Source organism: Lutaonella thermophila (assembly GCF_055387725.1).
Genome location: NZ_AP043783.1, coordinates 1,286,757 through 1,311,958 on the forward strand (window position 1 = coordinate 1,286,757; position 25,202 = coordinate 1,311,958).

The 25,202-nt window shown below is 33.5% G+C and carries 23 protein-coding genes; 14 read left to right on the forward strand and 9 right to left on the reverse strand.

The features are described 5' to 3' along the window. Position 1 precedes the first annotated feature (1 nt). From ACZ5CF_RS05960 to ACZ5CF_RS05975, 4 genes are all read left to right on the forward strand, one after another. The gene (locus ACZ5CF_RS05960) at positions 2 to 952 is read left to right on the forward strand and encodes an MBL fold metallo-hydrolase (RefSeq protein WP_464578234.1); all 951 of its coding nucleotides are present in this window, start codon (positions 2 to 4) and stop codon (positions 950 to 952) included. Between the two features lie 82 nt (positions 953 to 1,034). Further along, on the forward strand, positions 1,035 to 4,451 hold the full coding sequence (locus ACZ5CF_RS05965; protein WP_464578235.1) for a methylmalonyl-CoA mutase family protein: 3,417 nt from the start codon (positions 1,035 to 1,037) through the stop codon (positions 4,449 to 4,451). A gap of 112 nt (positions 4,452 to 4,563) precedes the next feature. Beyond that, positions 4,564 to 5,913 (forward strand): hypothetical protein, encoded by a 1,350-nt coding sequence (locus ACZ5CF_RS05970; RefSeq protein WP_464578236.1) that lies wholly within the window; start codon positions 4,564 to 4,566, stop codon positions 5,911 to 5,913. A gap of 67 nt (positions 5,914 to 5,980) precedes the next feature. Continuing rightward, complete coding sequence (locus ACZ5CF_RS05975) at positions 5,981 to 7,372, forward strand: alpha/beta hydrolase (protein ID WP_464578237.1); 1,392 nt, start codon at positions 5,981 to 5,983, stop codon at positions 7,370 to 7,372. On the opposite strand, the gene ACZ5CF_RS05980 is transcribed toward ACZ5CF_RS05975, so the two are convergent. Then, positions 7,351 to 7,764, reverse strand: coding sequence for a hypothetical protein (locus tag ACZ5CF_RS05980; RefSeq protein ID WP_464578238.1), 414 nt, complete (start codon positions 7,762 to 7,764; stop codon positions 7,351 to 7,353). The two genes, ACZ5CF_RS05975 and ACZ5CF_RS05980, sit on opposite strands and share 22 nt — an antisense overlap. Positions 7,765 to 7,876: 112 nt before the next feature. Between ACZ5CF_RS05980 and ACZ5CF_RS05985 the strand changes: the two genes are divergently transcribed. After that, positions 7,877 to 8,317 (forward strand): Lrp/AsnC family transcriptional regulator, encoded by a 441-nt coding sequence (locus ACZ5CF_RS05985; RefSeq protein ID WP_464578239.1) that lies wholly within the window; start codon positions 7,877 to 7,879, stop codon positions 8,315 to 8,317. 3 nt (positions 8,318 to 8,320) lie between these two features. Here ACZ5CF_RS05985 and ACZ5CF_RS05990 read toward each other — a convergent pair whose 3' ends face one another. Genes ACZ5CF_RS05990 through ACZ5CF_RS06005 form a run of 4 tightly spaced genes read right to left on the reverse strand, consistent with a single transcriptional unit; the run spans position 8,321 to position 14,424 of the window. Further along, positions 8,321 to 9,880 (reverse strand): amidohydrolase family protein, encoded by a 1,560-nt coding sequence (locus ACZ5CF_RS05990; protein ID WP_464578240.1) that lies wholly within the window; start codon positions 9,878 to 9,880, stop codon positions 8,321 to 8,323. A 22-nt stretch (positions 9,881 to 9,902) separates the two neighbouring features. Then, positions 9,903 to 12,416: a M14 family zinc carboxypeptidase gene (locus tag ACZ5CF_RS05995; protein ID WP_464578241.1), complete on the reverse strand. Its 2,514-nt coding sequence runs from the start codon at positions 12,414 to 12,416 to the stop codon at positions 9,903 to 9,905. 48 nt (positions 12,417 to 12,464) lie between these two features. Continuing rightward, positions 12,465 to 13,214, reverse strand: a complete 750-nt coding sequence (locus ACZ5CF_RS06000) for a DJ-1/PfpI family protein (RefSeq protein ID WP_464578242.1) — start codon at positions 13,212 to 13,214, stop codon at positions 12,465 to 12,467. A gap of 4 nt (positions 13,215 to 13,218) precedes the next feature. Next, a complete protein-coding gene (locus ACZ5CF_RS06005) occupies positions 13,219 to 14,424 on the reverse strand; it encodes an MFS transporter (protein WP_464578243.1) in 1,206 nt (401 codons plus the stop codon). A 179-nt stretch (positions 14,425 to 14,603) separates the two neighbouring features. Here ACZ5CF_RS06005 and ACZ5CF_RS06010 point away from each other — a divergent pair, with 179 nt between their 5' ends. Then, positions 14,604 to 15,275, forward strand: coding sequence for a DUF1684 domain-containing protein (locus ACZ5CF_RS06010; RefSeq protein ID WP_464578244.1), 672 nt, complete (start codon positions 14,604 to 14,606; stop codon positions 15,273 to 15,275). Here the strand turns inward: ACZ5CF_RS06010 and crcB are convergent, their stop codons facing one another. The 3 genes from crcB to ACZ5CF_RS06025 form a co-directional block, all read right to left on the reverse strand. Beyond that, complete coding sequence (gene crcB / locus ACZ5CF_RS06015; RefSeq protein WP_464578245.1) at positions 15,276 to 15,641, reverse strand: fluoride efflux transporter CrcB; 366 nt, start codon at positions 15,639 to 15,641, stop codon at positions 15,276 to 15,278. A 4-nt stretch (positions 15,642 to 15,645) separates the two neighbouring features. After that, the gene (locus ACZ5CF_RS06020) at positions 15,646 to 16,662 is read right to left on the reverse strand and encodes an SRPBCC family protein (RefSeq protein WP_464578247.1); all 1,017 of its coding nucleotides are present in this window, start codon (positions 16,660 to 16,662) and stop codon (positions 15,646 to 15,648) included. A 179-nt stretch (positions 16,663 to 16,841) separates the two neighbouring features. Further along, positions 16,842 to 17,015, reverse strand: a complete 174-nt coding sequence (locus tag ACZ5CF_RS06025) for a hypothetical protein (RefSeq protein ID WP_464578248.1) — start codon at positions 17,013 to 17,015, stop codon at positions 16,842 to 16,844. Positions 17,016 to 17,379: 364 nt separating this feature from the next. Between ACZ5CF_RS06025 and ACZ5CF_RS06030 the strand changes: the two genes are divergently transcribed. Next, positions 17,380 to 17,766 carry a pyrophosphohydrolase domain-containing protein gene (locus ACZ5CF_RS06030; RefSeq protein ID WP_464578250.1) on the forward strand — a complete coding sequence of 129 codons (387 nt, stop codon included), beginning with the start codon at positions 17,380 to 17,382 and terminating at the stop codon, positions 17,764 to 17,766. A gap of 25 nt (positions 17,767 to 17,791) precedes the next feature. Here the strand turns inward: ACZ5CF_RS06030 and ACZ5CF_RS06035 are convergent, their stop codons facing one another. Then, a complete protein-coding gene (locus ACZ5CF_RS06035) occupies positions 17,792 to 18,859 on the reverse strand; it encodes a branched-chain amino acid aminotransferase (RefSeq protein ID WP_464578251.1) in 1,068 nt (355 codons plus the stop codon). Between the two features lie 117 nt (positions 18,860 to 18,976). On the opposite strand from ACZ5CF_RS06035, the gene ACZ5CF_RS06040 reads away from it, so the two are divergent. From ACZ5CF_RS06040 to ACZ5CF_RS06070, 7 genes are all read left to right on the forward strand, one after another. Beyond that, entirely contained in the window at positions 18,977 to 19,438 is a 462-nt protein-coding gene (locus ACZ5CF_RS06040) for a DUF4920 domain-containing protein (RefSeq protein WP_464578252.1), read from the forward strand. Between the two features lies 1 nt (position 19,439). Next, positions 19,440 to 20,108, forward strand: coding sequence for a tRNA (5-methylaminomethyl-2-thiouridine)(34)-methyltransferase MnmC2 (mnmC2, locus tag ACZ5CF_RS06045; RefSeq protein ID WP_464578253.1), 669 nt, complete (start codon positions 19,440 to 19,442; stop codon positions 20,106 to 20,108). After that, a complete protein-coding gene (locus tag ACZ5CF_RS06050; protein WP_464578254.1) occupies positions 20,105 to 21,010 on the forward strand; it encodes a TIGR01777 family oxidoreductase in 906 nt (301 codons plus the stop codon). Before mnmC2 ends, ACZ5CF_RS06050 begins: the two co-directional genes overlap by 4 nt. A gap of 93 nt (positions 21,011 to 21,103) precedes the next feature. After that, positions 21,104 to 21,673, forward strand: coding sequence for a nucleotide exchange factor GrpE (locus ACZ5CF_RS06055; protein WP_464578255.1), 570 nt, complete (start codon positions 21,104 to 21,106; stop codon positions 21,671 to 21,673). A gap of 9 nt (positions 21,674 to 21,682) precedes the next feature. Further along, entirely contained in the window at positions 21,683 to 22,798 is a 1,116-nt protein-coding gene (gene dnaJ / locus ACZ5CF_RS06060; protein WP_464578256.1) for a molecular chaperone DnaJ, read from the forward strand. Positions 22,799 to 22,935: 137 nt separating this feature from the next. Beyond that, positions 22,936 to 23,871, forward strand: a complete 936-nt coding sequence (locus ACZ5CF_RS06065; RefSeq protein ID WP_464578257.1) for an ABC transporter ATP-binding protein — start codon at positions 22,936 to 22,938, stop codon at positions 23,869 to 23,871. Then, the gene (locus ACZ5CF_RS06070; protein ID WP_464578258.1) at positions 23,864 to 25,201 is read left to right on the forward strand and encodes an ABC transporter permease; all 1,338 of its coding nucleotides are present in this window, start codon (positions 23,864 to 23,866) and stop codon (positions 25,199 to 25,201) included. Before ACZ5CF_RS06065 ends, ACZ5CF_RS06070 begins: the two co-directional genes overlap by 8 nt. Position 25,202 lies beyond the last annotated feature (1 nt).

Sequence of the window (25,202 nt, forward strand, 5' to 3'; positions counted from 1 at the left end):
TATGAGGTATATATATTATGGCTGTTTGCTTATAGTTTTAGGCTTACTGCTTGGGTGTTCTTTTTCTAAACCAAAAAATAAAGCAACACAAAATTCTAATCAGTTTTTAGTGGTTTTAGGAACTATACAAGATGCAGGCTACCCGCATATAGGGTATCCAGAAGAGTTTGAGGAAGCTAAAAAAGCATCTTATTCAAAAAAAATGGTTTCTTGTTTAGGCCTTGTAGATAAACAAGAAAATAAAACGTGGATGTTTGATGCCACCCCAGATTTTCCGGAACAACTTAACCACCTTATAACTAACTATGGTGCTGCTAAAAACATGTTAGATGGTGTTTTTTTAACCCATGCTCATATAGGGCATTATACAGGTTTAATGTACTTGGGTAGAGAAGCAATTAATGCCAAGAATGTTAAAGTTTATGCAATGCCCAGAATGAAAACCTTTTTAGAAAATAATGGTCCGTGGAGTCAGTTAGTACAGCTTAAAAATATTTCGTTGCAAACACTACAAGACAATAAAGCAGTTAAGTTGTCTGAAAGCTTAAGTGTTACGCCAATTAAAGTTCCGCATAGAGATGAGTTTTCAGAAACTGTAGGATATAAAATTGAAGGAAAAAACAAATCAGCATTATTTATTCCGGATATAGACAAATGGCATTTATGGGATAAAGATTTATTAACCGAACTAAGAGGTGTAGATTATGCGTTTATAGATGCCACTTTTTTTAAAGATGGCGAGGTTAGTAGGCCTATGAGCCAAATACCACATCCGTTTATACAAGAAACGGTTGAGCTATTTAAAAACCAACCTAAGTCAGTAAAGCAAAAAGTAATTTTCATTCATTTTAATCATTCAAATCCTGCAATTCAAAAAAATAATCCTTCTAGAATAGCATTAGAAAAACAAGGATTTAATTTTGCAGAGACCGGAGATGTTTATTCGCTTTAAACAAATTACTTACCGTTTTTAGAGTATAGCTATTTCATTGCATATTTCGTAAATTGCGGGCCCTAAATAGCTAACAAAACAAATGAAACAAGTAAAACCGTATCAGCCCAAGAATAAAGTTAGAGTAGTTACAGCAGCATCATTGTTTGATGGCCATGATGCAGCAATCAATATTATGCGCCGAATAATACAAGCAACCGGCGTAGAGGTAATTCACCTTGGGCACGACCGTAGTGTAGAAGAAGTAGTAAATACAGCTATACAAGAAGATGCCAATGCAATAGCTATGACGTCTTACCAAGGAGGTCATAACGAGTATTTTAAATACATGTACGATTTGCTTCAAGAAAAAGGAGCAGGTCATATAAAGATTTTTGGAGGTGGCGGAGGAGTTATCCTTCCGGAAGAAATTAAAGAACTACATGAATATGGTATAACCCGAATTTACTCACCTGATGATGGTAGAGAAATGGGGCTACAAGGAATGATTAACGATCTTGTAGAAAAATCAGATTTTCCTATTGGAAATCAATTAAACGGAGAAGATAAACTATTGCCTAAAAAAGATCCTAAAGCTATTGCCAGATTAATATCGGCAGCAGAAAATTTTCCTGAAATAGCAAAAGATACCATAACAGCTATTAAAGAAAAAAATAAAGAAAAAACAATTCCTGTTTTAGGAATTACAGGAACTGGAGGTGCAGGGAAGAGTAGTTTGGTTGATGAAATAATTAGAAGATTTTTACTTGATTTTCCTGATAAAACCCTAGCAATTGTTTCTGTTGATCCTTCTAAACGCAAAACCGGTGGAGCTTTATTGGGAGATAGAATTAGAATGAATGCTGTAAACAACCCAAGAGTTTACATGCGCAGTTTGGCAACAAGACAAAGCAATTTAGCGCTTTCTAAACATGTTGCCGAAGCAATCGAAGTGTTAAAAGCAGCAGAATACGATTTAATCATATTAGAAACTTCAGGTATTGGTCAGTCTGATACAGAAATTTTAGATCACTCAGATGTTTCACTATATGTAATGACGCCAGAATTTGGTGCTGCTACCCAGCTTGAAAAAATAGATATGCTGGATTTTGCAGACTTAGTAGCTATTAATAAGTTTGATAAAAGAGGTGCGTTAGATGCTTTACGCGACGTTAAAAAACAATACCAACGCAATCATAATTTATGGGATGCTAAGCCGGAAGATTTACCGGTGTTCGGTACTATAGCTTCTCAGTTTAATGATCCCGGAATGAATTCACTCTACAAAGCTATAATGGATAAAATTGTAGAGAAAACGGGTGCTGCTTTAACCTCTACTTTTGAGATTACCGACGAGATGAGCGAAAAGGTATTTGTTATACCACCTGCAAGAACACGTTACTTATCTGAAATTGCAGAAAATAATAGAGCATACGATAAGAAAGTAACAGAGCAGGTAGAAACGGCTCAGAAATTATACGGTATTTATAAAACAATAGAAACATTATCTGGTGTTGCACCAACACTCGAAAAATCCGGAATAGCAGTATCAAATACCGAAAATAACCAAGAGATAGTTAAGCTTTTATTAGCCGAATTTGATAGGGTTAAAATGGATTTAGACCCTTATAATTGGGAAGTTATTGTTGGTTGGGAACAAAAAGTAAATCGCTATAAAGAACCAATTTATAGCTTTACAGTTAGAGATAAAGAAGTTAAAGTACAAACTCATACCGAGTCTTTAGCACACACACAAATTCCTAAAGTTGCGCTGCCTAAGTTTAAGGCTTGGGGAGATATTTTAAGATGGAATTCACAAGAAAATGTTCCGGGAGAATTCCCATATACAGCAGGATTATACCCGTTTAAACGTACACAAGAAGACCCAACAAGAATGTTTGCCGGAGAGGGTGGACCTGAGCGTACCAACAGACGTTTTCATTATGTAAGCTTGGGAATGCCTGCAAAAAGACTTTCTACAGCTTTTGATAGTGTTACACTTTATGGAAACGATCCGGACAAAAGACCGGATATTTACGGAAAAATTGGTAATGCAGGAGTATCTATTTGTTGTTTAGACGATGCAAAAAAACTGTACTCCGGTTTTAACCTGGCAGACCCGATGACATCGGTAAGTATGACCATAAATGGACCGGCTCCCATGTTGTTAGGCTTCTTCATGAATGCAGCAATAGATCAGCAGTGTGAAATCTACATTAAAGAGAATGGCTTAGAAGAAGAGGTAGAAGCAAAAATCAACAAAATATACCAAGAGAAAGGAGTACCAAGACCAAAATATAACGGCGAGCTACCCGAAGGGAACAATGGGTTGGGATTAATGCTTTTAGGTGTTACCGGAGATCAAGTTTTGCCAAAAGATGTTTACGAGAATATTAAAGCAAAAACCTTATCGCAAGTTAGAGGTACTGTACAAGCCGATATTTTAAAAGAAGATCAGGCACAAAACACCTGTATTTTCTCAACAGAATTTGCATTGCGTTTAATGGGCGATGTACAGGAATATTTTATAGACCATAATATTCGTAATTTCTACTCGGTTTCTATTTCCGGATACCACATAGCAGAAGCCGGAGCAAACCCTATAACCCAATTGGCATTTACTCTAGCTAATGGGTTTACTTATGTAGAATACTATCTCTCTAGAGGAATGGATATAAATAAATTTGGTCCAAACCTCTCGTTCTTCTTCTCAAATGGTATAGATCCGGAGTATGCTGTAATTGGTAGGGTAGCAAGAAGAATTTGGGCAAAAGCATTAAAACACAAATATGGTGCTAACCCGAGAGCACAAATGCTAAAATACCATATACAAACTTCGGGTAGAAGCTTGCATGCTCAAGAGATAGATTTTAATGATATTAGAACAACTTTACAGGCGTTGTATGCTATTTATGATAACTGTAATTCGTTGCATACCAATGCATACGATGAGGCAATTACAACACCAACAGAAGAGTCTGTTAGGAGAGCAATGGCTATACAATTAATAATTAATAAAGAGCTTGGGTTGGCCAAAAATGAAAATCCATTACAAGGCTCGTTTATAATAGAAGAATTAACAGATTTGGTAGAAGAAGCTGTTTTAGCTGAATTTGATAGAATTACCGAGCGTGGAGGTGTGCTTGGTGCTATGGAAACCATGTACCAACGTAGTAAAATACAAGAAGAAAGTTTATACTACGAAACGCTAAAACACAATGGTGATTTGCCAATAATTGGAGTTAATACTTTCTTGAGCTCTAAAGGTTCGCCAACTATAATTCCGGCAGAAGTTATTAGAGCTACAGAAGAAGAAAAGCAACAACAAATTTCAACACTGGAAAATCTACATAAAGCCAATGCTAAAGCTAGTGAAGAAGCATTGCAAAAGGTAAAGCAAGCTGCTATTAATAACAAAAATATGTTTGAGCAGATTATGGAAGCTACTAAAGTTTGCTCATTAGGTCAAATTACTAATGCACTTTTTGAAGTTGGCGGACAGTATAGAAGAAATATGTAGTACTTAATAGCAACTTAGTCAAATAAAAGCCTCCACATAGGAGGCTTTTTATTTATTAGTAACTTTAAAAGTTATTATTGGCTTTTGGTGTAATTTTTGAGGTATAAAACGTATGAAAAACCACTATTTTTTACTGTTTATTATTCTATTTGTAGGTAACGTAACAGTTCAAAAAAAAAGTACTTCGGTAGAATTTAAAAATCTTATTCCTCATCAAATTTATCAACCAAAACATCTAAAAAACACACATCAATCTGTTTTATTTATTTTCACTACAGATTCTGTTTTACAGCCTGTTGTTAAAAGGTTTCATAAAATTGCTAATGAGCTTTCTTTTTTGGTGGTAGTAGCGCAAGTAAATGAAGCTATTACATACGATGAAAATATTCGTAATGTAAGAGCTTTGTTTTCTAAGGTTGATAAACAATATGCGCTTAATTACAATCAGATTTATACTATCGGAATTAAAGAGGGTGCTAAAGTAGCTACATCTATGGCTTCTATTTATAACAAAGTAAAAGGAGTTATTGCTTGTGGTTCTGCAATACCATCACTAAAGTATACTCCTAAAAAAAATACTTTTTCTTTTGTTGCAATTAGCAATGATGAAAACCCCAGATTGTTTGAGATACAGCTTTTGTTAGATTACTTAAATTATAGAAAGTTTGACACAGAATTTCACTTGTATGCTGCCCACAACTTACTACCTCCGGAAAAAGTTGTGTATAGAGTATTACAGCGCTTTAAAGTTAAAGCAATGAATAAAGGATATATAAAAATAGATTCTGTGTTTATTGATAATGCTTACCAACATAATTTAGCTGTTGTAGATACTCTGGTAAACAAAGGAAAGCTGTTAGATGCATACGATGAGCTTTCTTATATGATGAATACTTTTAGATTTTACAAGAATATTAAACCGCTTAAGTTACGGCAAAGAGAAATTAAACGTAGAGGCCCTTATAAACTTCAAAAACAATATATGTCTAATACATTTACAAAAGAAATTGTAATGGCAGAACAATATTTACTGTTTTTACAAGAAGATATGGCTGAAGGAAATTTACAAGACTTAGGTTTTTGGGATTATGAAATTAAAGAATTAACTAAGCAAGAAAAGAGCAAGAATGCATTTAATAAAAAAATGGCTATTAGGCTTAAAAACTTAATTTTTGAGACCACTAACCATTTACTAAAAACAACAAAAGATACTGTTAAACAAGACACACGTTTGTTTGGAAATATACTGTTAACACTTGTAAAACCTAATTATTACAAAGCATACTTAAATAGTATACAGATTGCATGTAATAAAAATGACTATGGTATGGCACTATATTATACAGAGGAGCTCTTTAAAAATGGGTTTACAAACTTACAAGCACTTAAAGAAACCGAAGGAACCGCCTTATTAAGAATAATGCCCGAGTTTAAAGAGATAGTTAATAAGTATCTAAAATAGATATAGTTTAAATTATAATTAACAACTTTTAGAAACACATTTAGTATTTTTATAAAAAGCAAATGGTTTGTACAGACTACTTTATGTATTTATTTTTATTCCTATTATATCTTTTTCACAAGATGTTTTTTATAAGGGAAAAGTTATCCCAAAAGTACTAATCTCAGACGCTATTAATGAAAGTTATAGTTTATACCTTCCCACAACTTTTAACAAAGATTCACTTTCTCCAATACTTTTTATTTTTGATCCTTCTGGAAGTGGAAAAACAGCGATCAACGTTTTTAAAGAAACTTCAGAAAAATTCGGATTAATTTTAATCGCAACTAATGATGCAAAAAATGGACCTTACGATAAAAACTTTGAAATAGCCAACAGGCTGTTTGAGTCGGTGTTTTCGACTTTTAAAGTTAATGACAAGGAAAAGTACCTTGCAGGATTTTCTGGAGGCTCTAGGATGGCATCTGCTATTGCATGCTTAACAAATAGTTTTTATGGGGTGATAGGTTGTGGAGCATCTTTTGAATCTAAAATAAAAGACTTCACTCCAAATCACACATCAAGTTTTAAATATGTAGGTGTTGTTGGGGATGAAGATATGAATTACCAAGAAATGTATAATGCAAAATTTTATTTAGATAAACATGAAATAGATAATACTCTTATAACTTTTTCTGGAGGTCATCAATGGCCATCAAGTAAAGAAATTGACCAGGCGTTTATTTGGTTCAAAATAAATCGAATAGTAGATGATTCTTCTTTATTTGAAATGGATTTTGTTTTAAAGACATACAAAGATGCTATCAAAAGAATAAATACAGAGATTAAGAATAATAATTTAGTTGAAGCTATTTTTCAATTAAAACAGGTTAATAAAATTTATTCTAAAATTATAAATACAGATTCTTTAAATACTAAAATTAAAAACATAGAGAAAACAAGTGATTATGAAGAACAAAATAAAAAAGTAAAATATATTGTAGAAATAGAAAACACTTTAGTAGAGAGCTTCATAAACAAATTTAATATTGAAGTTTTATTGGCAGATAGCGAGGATAACTTTAGATGGTGGACAGATGAGTTAAAAAAATTAGATGAAAAATATCTAAACAACTCAAATACTTTATTTAACAAAATGGCTAAGAGAATAAGGTATAGGCTTTATGCACTAGCAATAGAAACATCTTTTTCTTATAGCTTAATTAATGATAAAAAAAGGGCTTTATACTGTGATAAATTGCTAGTAATACAATTTCCAAAGAAAGCCTACCCTTATTTTAGAATAGCAAAACGATATGCAGAATTAAAAAATCACAAATTAATGTATTATAATCTTGAAAAAGCGTTAGAGTTGGGAATTAGTGTAAAAAAAATAAAATCTGATGTTGTTTTTAATGAATATCACAAAAAAGCGAGGTTTAAAAAATTAATTGAAAATTATAATGAATTCTCCCAATAAGAACGCTCTTTAGAAAAATCAGATATTTCTTTTCTTAAAACTGCAATATACTCTTTAGATTGTTGATAGTTTTGTTCTAAATAATCACAATAAGTATTAAGCTTATTACTTATTTGTTTGAGAGCTTTTAATCTTCTTTTTTTTATTTTTTTACTATAGGATGTAGTAACTAAAGCAATTTTTGGAGCTAAACTCATAGCGTCCATAACCAAATTAATAGCATACCTGTCGGTTTTATTTTTAGATCTGTGCATTGCTAAAACCGATTTATTATCTGAAATAAAGGCTGCCAAGGCTCTACTTAATTTAAAAACAGAAATAGCCTTTTGGTACACTTTTAATTGGTGTACGTTGTTATACTCAGGACTATATGAATAATCTGAAGTCATCATTGCTTTTTCTAATACAAAATTACGAGTAGAAAAACCGATAACGCTTTTAAATATAAAGTAAAATGCATATTTTAGTTTAAAACATAGGTTAAAAAGTGTTAATTAATTTTAAATGATAAAAGATAAGATAGACTGGCAGATTTTAAAAGAGTTGCAATTAAATGCAAGACTTACCAATGCAGAGATTGGCAGAAGAGTAGGGCTTACTTCGCCTGCAGTTTCAGAACGAATAAAAAAACTTGAAGATAGTGGTATTATAAAAGGATATTCTGCTACTGTTTCATATTACGACATTGGCTATCAACTTAAAGCAATAATTACTTTAAGGGCATTTATGGGGAGATTAAAGCCTTTTTTAGAAATGGTTAAAAACTTAGAAGAGGTTATAAACTGCTATCGTGTAACCGGCAACGAAAATATTGTACTTGAGGTTGTTTTAAAAAATCAAAAACATTTAGAGCAATTTATAGATAAACTAATAACTTATGGAGAGACAAAAACACAAATTGTACTTTCTCAGGTTGTAGAAAATAAGCCGATTAACAAACTGTAAAATTTATTGTTTTCCGGGTTGTTTTAGTTTCCAATTGTTTTTTGCTTTTTCTACATTTACCATAGCTTTAACTTCAGATAAAAGTTTTTTAGCATCGTAAATAATACCGTCTTTTATAGTATATTTTACTCCACCAACTCTAACTATTTGGTTTGTCTCTGTAAGTTTAATAGCTCCGGTACCGTAAAGCGATTTTAAATTCTCTAACGGATTTACTTCTACAATAACAAAATCAGCCAATTTTCCTACTTGTACACTTCCTATTTTATGATCCCAACCCAGCGCTTCTGCTCCATTTAAAGTAGCTGCTCTTATTACTTCTAACGGATGAAAACCTGCTTCGCGTAACAATTCTAACTCTCTAACGTAAGAAAAGCCATAAAGTTGGTAAATAAATCCGGAATCTGATCCTACGGTAACTCTACCTCCTCTGTTTTTATATTCGTTTACAAAGGTCATCCATAGCTTATAATTGTTTTTCCAGGCAACTTCTTGTTCTGTACCCCAATAGTGCCAATAGCTGCCATGTGATATTTTACTTGGCTCATAAAATTTCCACAAAGACGGTAAGGTGTATTCTTCATGCCACTCTGCTCTACGGGCTCTATGTAAATCTCTACTTGCTTCGTAAATATTAAAGGTTGGATCTAAAGTAAAATCTAATGCTAAAAGCTCATTCATTACATTGTTCCAATGTTCAGAGTAAGGTACTGCAGCTTGTTCCCAAAGTTTGCCGGCTTCTTCAAATCTATGTTGTTCGTTTTGGTAATTGTAGTTTAATGGGTAATGCTGCACGGTTTTGTCATTAAAGAGCGCTTCGGGAAGTCCGTACCAATGTTCCATAGTAGTTAAACCTGCTCGTGCAGAGTGTAATACGTTCCATCGAGCAACACTTAATTGAGCATGGTGACAGGCAGAGCGCAACCCTAATTTTTTGTTTTCATCTAAAGCAGCTTTCATAATTTCAGGTTCTGCACCAAAAAATTTAATTCCGTCTGCTCCCTTTTTTGCATTTTCTCTAACCCAAGCTCTTGCTTGTTCTGCTGTGCTGATGGGTTTACTACTTCCCTGACCAAAACCGGTATAGGCAAAAATTCTAGGTGCAACAATTTGGTTGTTGGCACTTTTTTGTTTTAAACTTAGTGTAAAATCTACACCACGTCCGCTGGGTTCTCTAACCGTGGTGATACCATGTGCCATCCAAAGTTTAAAAACATATTCGGGTTCTGCACCTTGAGCTATACCACCTATATGACCGTGCATATCAATAAAGCCTGGCAAGAGATACATTCCGGAAACATCTAACTCTTTTCCGCCGGGCTTAAGTTTTGGTCTATTACTGTTTTTAATTTCAACCCCCGGGTAACCAACAACTTGTATGGCTGTAATGGTATTGTTTTCTACAACAATATCTATCGGACCTCTCGGTGGTGCACCATCTCCGTTAATTAAAGTAACACCTCTAATTATTAATTGATTAAACGGACCGTCTCCGGTGTGTTGATTTTGACTAATCCCTAAAAAGCAAAAGGAAAGAGTTACTAGTAAAAATATGTTTTTCATCTTTATATAATATTGGCAATTGTTAAGGTACTCTAATGAGATTTCCTAAAAACATTGCATTTAAAAATAGCTTGTTTGTGCCATACCAAGACCCTCTAAAATTAGGATTATCTGCAAATAGAACAACCTTACCGGAACCTACTTTAGACACTATAATTGAAGCTGATTTCTTTAACTGATCTATATTTTTAGCAGATATAAAACCATCAATATGCGGACTTTTAGTGTATTGTGCTACGGTAGCATATGAGTTTTTACTGGGCGCAATAAACACAGTGTTGTTTTTGTAAACCGGTAAAAGTTTAGAGGTATAACCAAAACCAACCGGATGAGAAATATCTAAATCTACCTGCACAATAGCACCACCCAAACGCTCTCTCCCTAAGTGTTCTGAAGCTTCAACATATGGCAATCTTTTTGTAAGCGTATCTTTTTCTTTATCGTTAATTTTTTCAGAAACAAGCTTGTTTTTTATTGCCCAGTTACATGCGCCTGCAATTGTAATTAACGTGTTACCTTTAGCTACCCAATCTTTAATTTTATCTATTTCAGGTTGGTTCAAATCAGCATAACTTCCGGAGACCATAACCAATACATTGTATTTGTCTAATGAGGCTCTTTTAAAAGTGTGAATTTGCATTTTGGTAATTGGCATATGAACTCTGGTATCTAACAAATGCCAGACTTCTCCAGCTTCGTAAGAGTTAACCCCATTACCAATTAATAAAGCTGCTTTTGGTTGTTTTAAAACACTAAAGTTTCTACTTCCTAAATCTATTCCGGTGTTGCTAAAACCTGTATTTACAGCATATAAAGGAGCGTTAAACTTTTGTTGAGCGCTATTAATAATATCAAATAATTTGGTTGGCTCTATGGATTGCATACTCACCGGAATTAAAATACTGCCATAACCAAAACTTTTAACTCCTCTGTTTGTATTAATGCTGAATGGTTTTAAAGCCGAAGCAACTTTAACTTTATTGTTTTGTAAGTAATTAACAACAGCATGGGCATTGTAATCGGTCCAATCCAATATGTAAGCATAATTTGCTTTTGTTACTTTTGGGTAGTTTAAAATATTCTCTGTTGTTGTTATTAAAACATTATCACTATAAGATTTTTGTGGTGCATAAGCTATGTTATAAAAATTAGTTAAACTCCAAGCAGAAGCATCATAAAATACACTATCACGGTACGTTTTATAAGTTTCAAATACAGTTTGTACCATTCTTCTTTGTTCTTGTTGTAACGGTACAAAAAAATCATCTCCTAAATTGTATACTTTAATTTTATGAAGCAATAATTTATCTAAAAAAGCTTTTGCTCTGTTAAAATCAGAAGTGATAGAAAATTTATAGGCTACAGCTCCAGAAGTTGGTTTTTGTGAAATGGCAGTTTTAAAAAATTTATGTTGATAAGCTCTTAACCTTTCTTTGTTTTCTACGGCAGCCCGAATGGTTGCTAAGCTAGAGATGTATTGATTTCTAATAGTAAACGGAAAAGAAATGGTGCCGTAATGCGTGTCTTGTAAATGACCTCTAGAGCTAGCTTGCTCAAACAATAGTGCTAAAGCACCTTGTAAATCCGGGTAAGATGATCCGTAGCCGGGATAAGTGCCATCAAAGGCTTCTTTAGTAAAATACAAAGCCCCAATGCTATCTAAATCTTTCACAAAATAATTGGCAAAAATCGAATTTAAATCTTCATAATTTTCTTTTGGCATTAGGGGTTCTTTAGAACCGATGGGTTTCATAGGTTCAAAAAAGTAATGGCTGTTGGTTCCCATTTCATGAAAATCTGTTACAACATTAGGATACCATTCATGATACCATTTTAATTTTCCTCTACTTTCAGGATTAATAGCAAGTAGCCAATCTCTATTTAAATCAAACCAATAATGATTGGTTCTTCCTCTTGGCCAACCCTCATTATGTTCAGCATCTAAAGGGTCTGAAACCAACGGATTAGCTTTAAATTGATTAGCCCATTGTGTATGCCTATCTCTGCCGTCAGGATTAATGGTTGGGTCTATAAAAACAACAGCGTTTTGCAAGTAAGATAGTATTGTATTGTTATTAGATGCGACTAAAGTATATGCCGTAAGCATAGCAGCCTCTGCACTGGATGGCTCGTTACCGTGAACATTATAACCTAATTGAATAAAAATAGGAAGAGCTGGAGCCGATGTAGGCGTTTCCGAAGGGTTTGTATAAGCCAAATGCTGCTCTTTTAACGAACTTAAATTATTTAAATGTTCGGGAAATGTAATGGTTAGCATTACCAAATGCCTGTTTTCGTGGGTTTTGCCGTAAACAGTTATACTTGCTTTGTCTGATAGTTCTGCAAGTTTGTTAAAATAGGCTACAATTAAATCGTGTCTAGTGTGCTGACTTCCAATCGGGTATCCTAAAAAGGCTTCGGGAGTAGGAATTTGTTGATTGTAGGGTTCGTATTTCTCTAAGAAATAATCTTGAGCAGTTACAGAGGTTACCAGTGCTAAATGTACTATTAGCACCAGTAGTTTTATAATTTTCATTTTGGTTGATTAAAAAGTAATGTGTTATAAATGTAGGTAAATAGTTGATTATTTTATAATTAGATGTGGTATTTTTTGAAGGTCCCAATTAATAACCAACCCTTTTGCTAAGCTTTCTGCAATCTCTTTACCGTATAATAATTCGCACAAATACAAAGCGGCTTCAAAACTTTTAGCTCCACCGGCAGAAGTTATATACTTACCGTCATGTACAAAAAGCACATTTTTTCTGATATCTAATTCGGGAAACATAGCTTTCATTTTATCTATGTCTGATGGGAAAGTGGTAGATACTACATTATTTAATAAGCCGGCTTTAGCTAATACAAAAGCTCCATCACAATGCGATGTAACAAAACTGGCTTGTTGTGCTGTGCGTTTCACAAAATTTATCATAATAGTGTCTTGCAAATCGGTATCTAAATGGTGCTCTGCACTAGGAACAACAAGTATGTCTATTTTAGGGATAGAGTCGGTCGTGTAATTAAAGTCCGGTAAAATTCGTAATCCTTCAAAAGTTATGATAGGATTGTTGGTATTTGCAACAGTAAAAACATTCATAGGCTTAATACCTTCTCTAAATTTTGTATGCTGAAAAATATCGAAAGGAGCAGTTAACTCTGTATTATACACACCATCCATAATTAAAAAGCCTACGTTGTAGGCATTTGGATTTAAATTGGGTTTATATGATTGTATTTGTGTAGCAGATGCTTTAGCATTTTTGTTATTAGATTTTTTCTCGCCACAACTTATTACTGTTAACAGTAAGCAAATGCCTAATATTATATTTCTCACGATGTTATATTTTTTCTTTGTTTAATAATTGTTTTAAAATTAGTAAAGTAATAACACAAACAATCATTAAAAGTGTAACAAAATACCAAGTGTTCTCGAACCCAAATTTATTTACAAACTGCATTCCGGTGTTGTGCCCAAAAATATGCGCAATAGAGAAAGAAATACTATAAAGTGCCATGTACTCTCCTTGGTTACCTCTTCTGGCTCTATCCATAGCAAATGCATTGGAGAAAGGAAAAGCAATCATTTCTCCAACGGTCATTAATAACATGCCTATAACCAATACACCTTTCCATGAAGCAATATTTAACACTAAAAAGCTAAAGGCAGTTAATACGACTCCCAGAATTACAATTCCGATTTTAGACCATTTTGAGTATTCTAAAAATTTAACTAAGGGCATTTCTAATGCAAAAATTAAAAAGCCATTCATTCCTAAAAGTAAACCAATTTCCAGCTCGGTTAGTTTATGAACGTCTTTGTAGTAAATAGGCATGGTAGAGAAATATTGTAAAAAGGCTAATCCGAATAAAACCATGCTTATAAAAAACATCCAATAGGGAATATCTTTATAAACAGAGGCCGGGTTGGTGTTTTTTACTTCGTCTAAAATTCTAGTCTTTTTTGGGTGCAGTACATTAAGCAGTACAAAAGCAGCAGCAATACAGGTTAATCCGTCTATCCAAAATAATCCGTTATAACCAATAGTGGTTATGATTATACCGCCAATTGCAGGTCCGGCAGAAAAACCTAAGTTAATAGCCAATCGTATAAGGGTAACCGATCGGGTTTTATTTTCAGGTTTGCTATAAGCGCTAAGAGCAACAAAAAGTGCAGGCCTAAAGGAATCGGCTACAGACATTAAAACAAAAATACCGATACATAGTAAATAAAAAGTTGTTAAAAATTGTACCAGTACAAAAAGCAAACCGGTAGCAAATAAACTTACTGCCATTACTTTGTAATACCCAATTTTATCGGTCAGTTTTCCGCCTAACCACGAACCTACAACAGAACCCAACCCAAAACAAGACATAATCCAGCCTACATCTGATAAAGTAAAATTCAAATCTTTAGTTAAATACAAAGACAAGAAAGGTATTACCATTGTACCTGCCCGGTTTATTAGTGTTATTAATGCTAACCACCAAACCTCAGTAGATAATCCGGAGAAAGAACTTAAATAACTTAGGTATAATTTTTTCATATTTTTGGTCTGGGTATTAAAACTAAATAAGCCCGGGTATTTTCCGGGCTGTGTTTAATACTATTTTCTTATGATAGAATAACTACAGCAGATACCTACACACAACAACGCCTGATTGTTTTTGGGTATATAAAGTAGTTATTGTCATACTTATTTAATTTAAGCAAAGCTATACAAAAATGTTTTTAACCATAATTAAATTTAAAAAAATAACAGTTGTGTACATAATAATGTGCACATTGTTGTTTTCCTGTAAGTCTGATAAACAATACCATAAAACAGTTACTCATAAGGAAAAAGTAACAAGTAGCACTTTGCTTAAAGATATTTATGAGTTTCAAGATAAAACAAATGCTGAGTTTAAGAATGCTACAACATCTCCGTTGCTTGAAAAAGATAGAAAAGACTTTGTTTCGTTGCCTTTTTTTGAGCCAGATACTTCCTATGTTGTTAAGGCTAAATTTATAAGTACTCCTAATGAGCTGCCTTTTTTTATGCCAACCACTACCGGCAGAACTCCAGAATATAAAAAGTATGGTGAAGTACATTTTAAACTAAAAGGAGAAACGTTTAAACTAAATGTGTATCAAAATCAAGAGCTTTTGCTCTCAGAAGAATATAAGGATTATTTGTTTTTGCCCTTTACAGATAAAACTAACGGTAATGAAACGTATGCAGGTGGTAGGTATATAAATTTATCTATTCCTGTATCAGACTCTATAACATTAGATTTTAATAAGGCGTATAACCCATATTGCGTATATAATCCAAAATATTCGTGCCCAATTGTGCCTTCAGAAAATTATTTACCTATTGCTGTTAAAGCAGGAATGAAAGCCTGGAATAAGTAATTATTTACTAATGTAAAAACCTAAAAAAGTAACAGCAATTCCTATAATTGTGCTGGCACATACGTATAGCAGTGCTGTAGTGAAGTCGCCATTTTTAAGCAGAAACGTGTTTTCGTAAGCAAAAGCAGAGAATGTTGTAAAACCTCCACAAAGTCCTGTAGCTAAAAATAAAATGTGATTTTGTGATAGCCAATTGGTTTTAAGAGCATAGCCCATAACCAATCCTATTAGAAAGCACCCAATAATATTTGCTGTAAATGTGCCATACGGAATTTTAAACGATGCAAGATTTAAATGCTTTCCCAACAGGTATCGTAAAACACTTCCAATACCGCCACCAATAAATACTAAAAGGGCCTGTTTCATTTTGTTATTTAATAGGAATGTAAATTTCTGTTACCCAATCTGCCGGATTTGGGTAATCTCCAGGATCGTTAGTATAAATTTCAAAGGGGTATTCTTCTGCAGGCTCTAAATTGTTTTCAGATATGTAATCTCTTGCTGCTTCCCAAGCTTTACCAAGATGCGTATAATTACCTTTTAAGGTTGTTTTTAAAACTTTTAATTTAGGCATATAACCACATAAAATATTACTGTCTCCGGTAACAATAATACGTTCTTTTACCGGTATGGCATTGCTCATAATTACATTTCCATTTTCAGCATTCATTTCTAAATAAATAGTAAAAGGCATACCGGTAGGGGTAATGTTATGTTTGTTTAAAAAGTTGCTAAGAGCACCATACTGCTCTGCCATAGTATTGCTAATATTCGAAGCAGTTGCCGATGTTGTTTTATACAAGTAAAAACCGCCACCATATTCTGTAATTCCGTTAACAGAAATGCTAAATTTATTCATACTTGTTGTAACAACACTATCAAGTTTTTCAAGCCCTCTTTCATAATCATTACCAATTATTTTGTCCATCCCGCCATTAAATAATACATAAGCTTTTTCAAAAAAGCTACTCGTGCCGGTTATACCCCAAGTAACATTAGTTTGATTATTTTCCGGACTCAATTTCCAGTAAATTGTAGATGGGGTTGTATCTTCTCCAAAATAAATATGTTGAGCTATAGAGTCTTGCGTACTGTAAATGGTTTTAATAGAGCCGTTACCTAATAGATCTCCTTCCCAACTATAACTAGCACCAACACCTTCTGTAGTTTTGGCATACGTAAGTTTAGCCTCGGGCTCTTTTTCTAGCCAGGGCGACCAAGAAGGCCAATTTTTCAAATCATTTATTTGGTTATATAGTACTGCTTGTGGAGCATTTATTGTTTTTGTTCTCGATACATTAAAATCTGAGGGCTGAACAGCTATAATTATAGAACCTATAATTATTACAAGAAGTATTAAAAACAGTAAGTATTTTAAGAATTTCATGCAGGTACGTGGTTTTTAAAAAGCTAGTCTAAGATACACAAAAAGCTACTTTTTTCAAGTGTAGTGTACATTAAAAAAAGAATAAAAATCAGAATTGGAAAATACAAAAGAAGAGCCGCAATTTTTAAAACTAAGTTAAAAATTGTAAATACAAGAGAATGGTTAGCTTAATAAAAGCATTAAACAGCTTTCTTTAAATCGTTTAGTTTACGTTCAGAAAGTTCGTTTTGTTTAACGCTAAAAATATACGTTTTCTCTTTTTTAGGAGATGGCTTGGCAGCATTTACACTGAAAATTAGAAGAACCACATTTAATACTACCAGCACTAATAATACTGTTAAGAATGTCATCATTGCTTTTTAAAATTTTAACCACAGAACAAAATTAGCTCTTTTTATTTTCTAAAAAAAAAATGTAAGAAAAAAATTAAAAATATTTTACTATTAAGCTAATTGTCAATTATATAACGCGTTAATTTTTAAGATAGTATTTAATAGCTAATAAAATTGCCATAAACACCACGAAACCTATTAAAACCCAAAAAGCACCTTTATAATGTTTAGTATGTAATTTTTTGTCTTTTTTATAACTAACAACAATTATTAAAGTAAAAGCGATGACAAAAAATATTGCAAATACTAACTGACCACTGGTAAACATATTGTATATTTTGTGCGAAAATAATAACTATACCATCTATTAAAAAATAAAACGCTTATGAAAGATAAAATAGAGGCTGTAAAAAAGTTTCACGAAGCTTTTGGTTTAGGAGTAAAAACAAGTCCGGTTGCTAATTTAGGTGTTGCAAAAAATACACTCAGATACAATTTAATGAAAGAAGAAAACGAGGAGTATTTACAAGCTGCAAATAACGGAGATTTAGCCGAAGTAGCCGATGCGTTAGGCGATATGCTTTATATACTTTGCGGAACTATTATTGAGCATGGCTTACAAGATAAAATAGAGGAGGTTTTTACAGAAATTCAACGAAGTAATATGAGTAAATTAGGAGAAGACGGTAAGCCAATTTACAGAGAAGATGGTAAAGTTTTAAAAGGGCCAAATTATTTTAAACCCGATATAGCCAAAATTTTACAAGAATAAAAAAGGGAGCGTCAAGCTCCCTTTTTTATATTTTATGCCTCCAGCCAAAGTTATCCGGAGCTTTGTTGTATTGTATATCTAACAATCGTTTTTTTAATCGTTTTGCATACGAATCTTCAATGTCAGGCAGAGTAAAATCAAATTCTTTATAGCCAAAACCACTAATAGGGCTAATTACTGCAGCTGTGCCACTACCAAACATTTCTTTAAGTGTATTGTTTTTTGCTGCTTCTACTAATTCATTCACAGAAATTCGTCTTACTTCAACAGTTATCCCTTCTTCTTTAGCAAGTTCAATCACACTTTTTCTGGTAACTCCATCTAAAATGGTATCACTAACCGGGCTGGTTATTAAGGTGTCGTTTATTCTAAAAAATACATTCATTGTGCCGGCTTCTTCAAGATACTCATGAGCAATAGAGTCTGTCCAAATAATTTGTTGATAGCCCATTTCTTGTGCTATCTTGGTTGGGTAAAACTGACCTCCATAATTTCCGGCAGCTTTAGCATAACCAAAACCACCTTTGGCAGCTCTGCTATACTTTTCGGCAATTCTAACTTTAATAGTACCGGAGTAGTAAGATTGTGCCGGCGAACAAATAATCATAAACATATATTCTTGCGCCGGTGAAGCCTTAACACCTTCTTCTGTTGCTATAATAAACGGTCTTATGTAAAGTGAATTTCCTATCCCTTTGGGCACCCAATCTTTATCTAAGCTTAACAATGTTTTTAAACCATCAAAAAAATACGATTCAGGAACTTCAGGTATTGCCAGTCTTTTAGCCGATTTATTTAAGCGTTTAAAGTTTTCTTCGGGTCTAAATAACCAAACATTATCATCATCGTCCTTATAAGCTTTAAGTCCTTCAAAAACAGCTTGCCCATAATGAAAAACACTTGTTCCGGGAGTAAAAGAAAGAGGCTGATACGGAACTACTTTGGGGGCATTCCATTGGCCATTCTTATAGGTTGCCAAAAACATGTGATCTGTAAAAACTTTACCAAAAGTTAGGTTTTTAAAATCAACATTGGGAAGTTTGGATTGAGTTACTTTTTCAACGAAAATTGTATGTAGAGAATTATTTTTCATCAGTAAGAAAATTTAGTGCAAAATTAACTAATTAATAGGGTATAATAAGTGTACTAATGCTTTTTATTTGTTTAATTTGTAAATTATTATAACTAAAAAGTTAAAATTAAACAAGACATGAAAAAACTATTGGTTTTATTTACTTTACTTACAATTATAGCATGTAGTGAAAGCAAAAAATATGATTCTTTTGGAGAAAAAATTACAGCAAAATCTGCTAAAGAAACTTCAGAAATATATAATGATTACAAAAGCTTAAACGAAGGAGATACGCTCTCAACAAAATTTAAAGCAGTTGTAACAGATGTATGCAAATCTAAAGGATGTTGGATGAAGCTACAGCTTGAAGATAACCAAGAAGTAATGGTTAAATTTAAAGACTATGGCTTTTTTGTTCCTAAAGATATAGAAGGTAAAGAGGTAATTGTAAATGGGAAGGCTTTTGTGAATAGCATGTCGGTTGATGAGCAACGCCATTATACAGAAGACGCCGGACAATCACCAGAAGAAATAGCTAAAATAACTACACCCAAAAAAACATACTCGTTTGAGGCAGACGGAGTGCTTATAGCGCAATAAAGTGAAGCGAAGTATTATTACAACAGCAGACGGATCTAAAACCATAAAGATAGAAGACTGGAATGAGCACTATCATTCTAAACATGGTGCTATAGCAGAAGCATATCATGTATTTATACACCATGGATTGCACTATTTTAAAGAAGCTAAAGAGCTTTCTATTTTAGAAATGGGTTTTGGCACCGGATTAAATGCTTTTATTACTTTTTTAGAGTCTGTTAAAAATAATCTGCAAATAACATATACCGGCATAGAGGCGTACCCGGTTAGTACAGAAGAAGCTTCTTTGTTAGAGTATGCAAAAGCATTGCAGGCAGACAAATACAAACATGTTTTTGAGAAATTGCATCATGTTTCTTGGGAAACCCAACACCAAATCTCATCTAGTTTTTATTTACAAAAACACAAACGTTTGTTTAGTGACGTTAGCTATAATCAAGAGTTTACTATAATTTATTTTGATGCTTTTGGTGCCAGAGTGCAACCGGAATTATGGACAGAAGAGATTTTTAAAACTATGTACCAAGCATTAAAACCTAACGGTGTTTTAGTTACGTATTCTGCAAAAGGAAGTGTAAAAAGAGCTATGCAGGCTGTAGGATTCACCGTAGAAAAACTTCCCGGACCACCAGGCAAAAGAGAAATGTTAAGAGCAATAAAAAAAGTATGACAATATTAATAACAGGAGCAACCGGCTTGGTAGGCAGTAAAATAGTAGCATTGTGTTTAGCTAATAATTATACTGTACATTACTTAACTACCCAAAAAAGCAAATTACAAAACGAACCCAATTATAAAGGTTTTTTCTGGAACCCGGAGCATAATGAAATAGATTTGAATTGCTTTAACAAAGTAGATGCGATTATAAATTTGGCAGGAGCTACTATTGCAAAACGCTGGACCAAATCTTACAAGCAAAAAATAATAAACAGCAGGATACAATCTCTTAAAACCTTACACAAAGCCATACAAAGTTTACCTGAGCACAACATAAAAATGTTGGTATCTGCCTCTGCAATAGGTGTTTACCCAAGCTCTTTAACTGAATTTTATTCAGAAAATGATGAAGCAGATAACTCTTTTTTAGCCCAAGTAGTACAGCAATGGGAAAAGGCAGCTTATAGTTTTAAGCAATTTTCAATGTCGGTTTGTATGTTAAGAATAGGTTTGGTTTTAGATAAAAACCAAGGGGGACTACCAGCCTTGGTTAAACCTGTTAAATATTATGTGGGAGCTCCACTTGGGAGCGGAAAACAGTGGCAATCTTGGATTCATATAAATGATATTGCCAGACTTTTTTTGTTTGCCGTAACTAATAATTTAAACGGAGTTTACAATGCAGTGGCTGCAAATCCGGTTACACAAAAACAATTAGTAAAAACAGTTGCAAAACAACTAAAAAAAACACTTTGGCTGCCCAAAATACCTTCGGTTTTTTTACGGTTATTATTAGGAGAGATGGCTTATGTAATCTTAGCAAGCCATAAAGTGTCAAACAAAAAAATAATAGAAGCTGGTTTTAATTTTAACTACAATACTGTAGACAAAGCTTTAGCTGATATTTTAGCTTAAAACATTGCTTTTTTTAGTGACAATTTGACATTTTTAAATAAATGGCAATACTTTTGCCAACCTTAATTAAAGGTGTTAAATACGATTAAATCTATGAGTAAAAAAAATAAACAAGAAAAAGATACGGCAGTAAAAGAACAAGAAGTTAAGCAAGAGCAAATGAACAAGGAAAACGATGCAGCAAAAAATCAAGCTGAAGAAAAGCAAGAAAAAACTGCCGAAGAACAGTTAAAAGAAGAGTTAGCAAAAGAAAAAGATAAATTTATACGCCTTTTTGCCGAGTTTGAAAACTTTAAAAAGCGTACAACTAAAGAAAGAATAGAGTTATTTAAAACAGCTGGGCAAGAGGTGCTAAGTGCTATGTTGCCTGTTTTAGATGATTTTGATAGAGCTTTAGCAGAAATATCTAAAACAAAAGAAAAAGAACTTTTAAAAGGAGTAGAGCTAATTAACAACAAGCTAAGAGAAACGCTAAAATCTAAAGGGTTAGAGCAAATGGAAGTTAATAAAGGCGATGTTTTTGATGCCGAAATCCATGAGGCCATTACACAAGTTCCCGCCCCTTCAGATGATATGAAAGGCAAAATAATAGATGTTGTTGAAAAAGGATACAAATTAGCCGATAAAATTATTCGTTATCCTAAAGTAGTTGTAGGACAGTAATATAAGTGTATGAAACAAGATTATTACGAAATACTTGGCGTAAGTAAAAACGCTACTGCAGCCGAAATAAAAAAAGCATATCGCAAAAAAGCATTAGAATATCATCCGGATAAAAACCCGGGTGATACCAAAGCCGAAGAAATGTTTAAAAAAGCTGCCGAAGCTTACGAAGTACTAAGCGACCCGGATAAACGTGCTAAGTACGATCAGTTTGGGCATGCTGCATTTGAAGGCAATGGTGGCTTTGGTGGAGGAGGCATGAATATGGAAGACATATTTAGCCAGTTCGGAGACATTTTTGGTAGTGCTTTTGGTGGTGGCTTTAGTGGCTTTGGTAGCTTTGGTGGTGGTCAAAGAAGAGTAAAAGGAAGCAATCTAAGAATTCGTGTAAAATTATCGTTAGAAGAGATTGCAAATGGTGTAGAGAAAAAAGTTAAAGTAAGACGTAAAGTTCAAGCTCCGGGAGTTTCTTATACCACTTGTGGTACTTGTAATGGTAGTGGTCAGGTAACCAGAATCACCAATACCATTTTAGGTAGAATGCAAACCTCTACTACTTGTAATACTTGTGGTGGTGCGGGTCAGGTAATAGGCAATAGGCCTGCTGGTGCAGATGCAGACGGACTTATAATTGAGGAAGAAACCGTAAGTATTAAAATTCCGGCTGGAGTTGTAGATGGAATGCAGTTAAAGGTAAGTGGTAAAGGAAACGAAGCACCCGGGAATGGTATTCCGGGAGATTTGTTAGTTGCTATTGAAGAAAAAGAGCATCCAACATTAAAACGTGAAGGAGATAATTTACATTACGACTTATATATTAGCATTCCTGAAGCTGTATTGGGTACATCTAAAGAGATAGATACTGTTAGTGGTAAGGTTAGAATAAAACTTGAAGAAGGAATTCAGTCGGGAAAAATTTTGCGCCTACGCGGAAAAGGAATGCCAAATATTAATGGCTACGGAAGAGGAGATTTGTTAGTTCATGTAAATGTTTGGACACCAAAAGTTCTTAATAAAGAACAGCGCGAATTTTTTGAAAAGATGATGAATCACGAAAACTTTGAGCCAAAACCTCAGAAAAGTGATAAATCATTTTTTGAAAAAGTAAAAGACATGTTTTCATAGCTAAATAAAAACTATAAATTAAAGCTCGGTTTACAGCTGTAGGCCGAGCTTTATTTTTTTAAACACAAACATTTTAAAAAAATGCAAACTTGCCTTAGGGTTTCGTGTATTTAAAATATATTTGAAAAAAACCATATATGGAGCATTTACTGGTAGCAAACCAAGTAACCAAACAATTTGGAAATTTCACTGCCTTAGACCAAGTTTCTATTCATGTGCCTAAAGGAGAAATATTTGGACTGTTAGGCCCGAATGGAGCAGGAAAAACAACACTAATCAGAATTATAAATCAAATAACCTATCCGGATACCGGTACTGTGCTCTTTAACGGAGAAGCGCTGCAACCCCATCATGTACAACAAATTGGATATTTACCAGAGGAGCGCGGGCTCTACAAAAGCATGAAAGTAGGAGAGCAAGCTCTTTATTTAGCTCAGCTTAAAGGATTAAGTAAAGCAGAAGCTAAAAAGCGACTTAAAATGTGGTTTGAGAGACTGGAAATTGGAGATTGGTGGAACAAAAAAGTACAAGAACTCTCTAAAGGGATGGCCCAAAAAATACAGTTTATAGTAACAGTACTTCATGAACCACAATTGCTAATTTTTGATGAACCATTTAGTGGTTTTGATCCTATAAATGCTGCACTAATTAAAGATGAGATTTTACGGTTAAAACAACAAGGTGCAACTGTAATTTTCTCTACACACAGAATGGAGTCTGTAGAAGAACTCTGTGATTATATTGCCTTAATAAACAAGTCAAAGAAAATTCTGGAAGGAAAATTAGTAGATATTAAAAGGCAAAACAGAACCAACACTTATCAAATAGGGTTATTAACACCTAATAAAGAAGCTGTTAAGAAAGAATTGCAAGAAAAGTTTCAGGTGTCGCCAGCTTCTTTTAAATCTTTAGGAGAAGAGCTAAAACTTAAAATTAAGCTAACAAACGGGCTCACATCTAACGAGCTGTTACAATACTTAAGTAATAAGGCAGAGGTTACATATTTTGCAGAAGTTATACCTACTGCAAATGATATTTTTATACAAACAGTAAAAAATAGCAATCGTGAATAAATTAGGGTTAATCATAAAAAGAGAATATATAGCAAAGGTTAGAAATAAATCGTTTATAATATTAACCATTTTGAGCCCGCTACTGATTGTTGCTATGAGTGCTTTAATAGTTTTTTTAACCCGTGTTAATAGCGATGAGGTTAAAACTATTGCCATATTAGACGAAAGTAATTTGTTAAGTAACAGTTTTACTGCTACTTCAGAGCTTTCTTTTGTAACAATTAAAAACAGTAATCTAAACGAAGCTAAACAAAAAGCATTAGCTTCTAAACACTACGGTTTATTGCATGTACCTGCCGGTAAAACTCTTGAAGAAGTTGCAAAAAACATATCGTTTTATTCAGAAAAATCTCCCAGCTTAAATGTACTGGGTACGTTAGAGAATACCATTCAAAAAAAACTAAGAGAGCAAAAGTTAAAATCGTATGGCATATCTGATGATGTTTTAAAAGATATTAGTAAAAATTACGAGATTAATACAGCGAGCTTTTCTGGAGAAAAAAAGCTAAAGGGTATAAACGAGATGAAAGCCATTATTGGTGGAAGCATGGGCTATTTAATAATGATGTTTATTATTATTTATGGTGCTTTTGTAATGCGAAGCGTTATTGAAGAGAAAACTTCCAGAATAATAGAAGTCATTATCTCGTCTGTTAAACCTTTTCAGTTAATGTTGGGTAAAATTATAGGTACGTCGTTAGCCGGAATAACTCAGTTTGTAATCTGGATAGTTTTAGCCGGAGTTCTTTTTGTTGTGGTAATGAGTTTATTCGGGTTAGATTCTGAAGCTATAACAGCAACAAGCAACCTCTCGCCAGAAGCTGTAGAGGCAGTTAATGCAGCTTCTAACTCTTCAGATAAAATGACATTGTACATTAAAGAAATTTTAAAACTCCCTTGGTTTACTTTGCTGTTTTTCTTTGTTATTTACTTTTTGTTGGGGTATTTAATTTACAGCTCTATTTATGCTGCAATTGGGGCAGCAGTAGATAACGAGACAGACACTCAGCAATTTATGTTTCCTGTAATTATGCCATTAATGTTGGCCGTATATGTAGGATTCTTTTCGGTTTTCGAAAACCCACACGGGCCTATAGCTGTTGCCTTTTCTATTTTTCCGCTTACATCACCAATTGTTATGTTAATGCGCTTGCCAAGTGGCATTGGTCCGGATGGTGTTCAGCTTTGGGAGCTTTTAACCTCAATAGCGTTATTAATTGCTACTTTTATTTTTATTGTTTGGTTGGCAGCCAAAATATATAGAGTAGGAATTTTAATGTATGGCAAAAAGCCTTCGTATAAAGAGTTATATAAATGGTTAAAGTATTAGT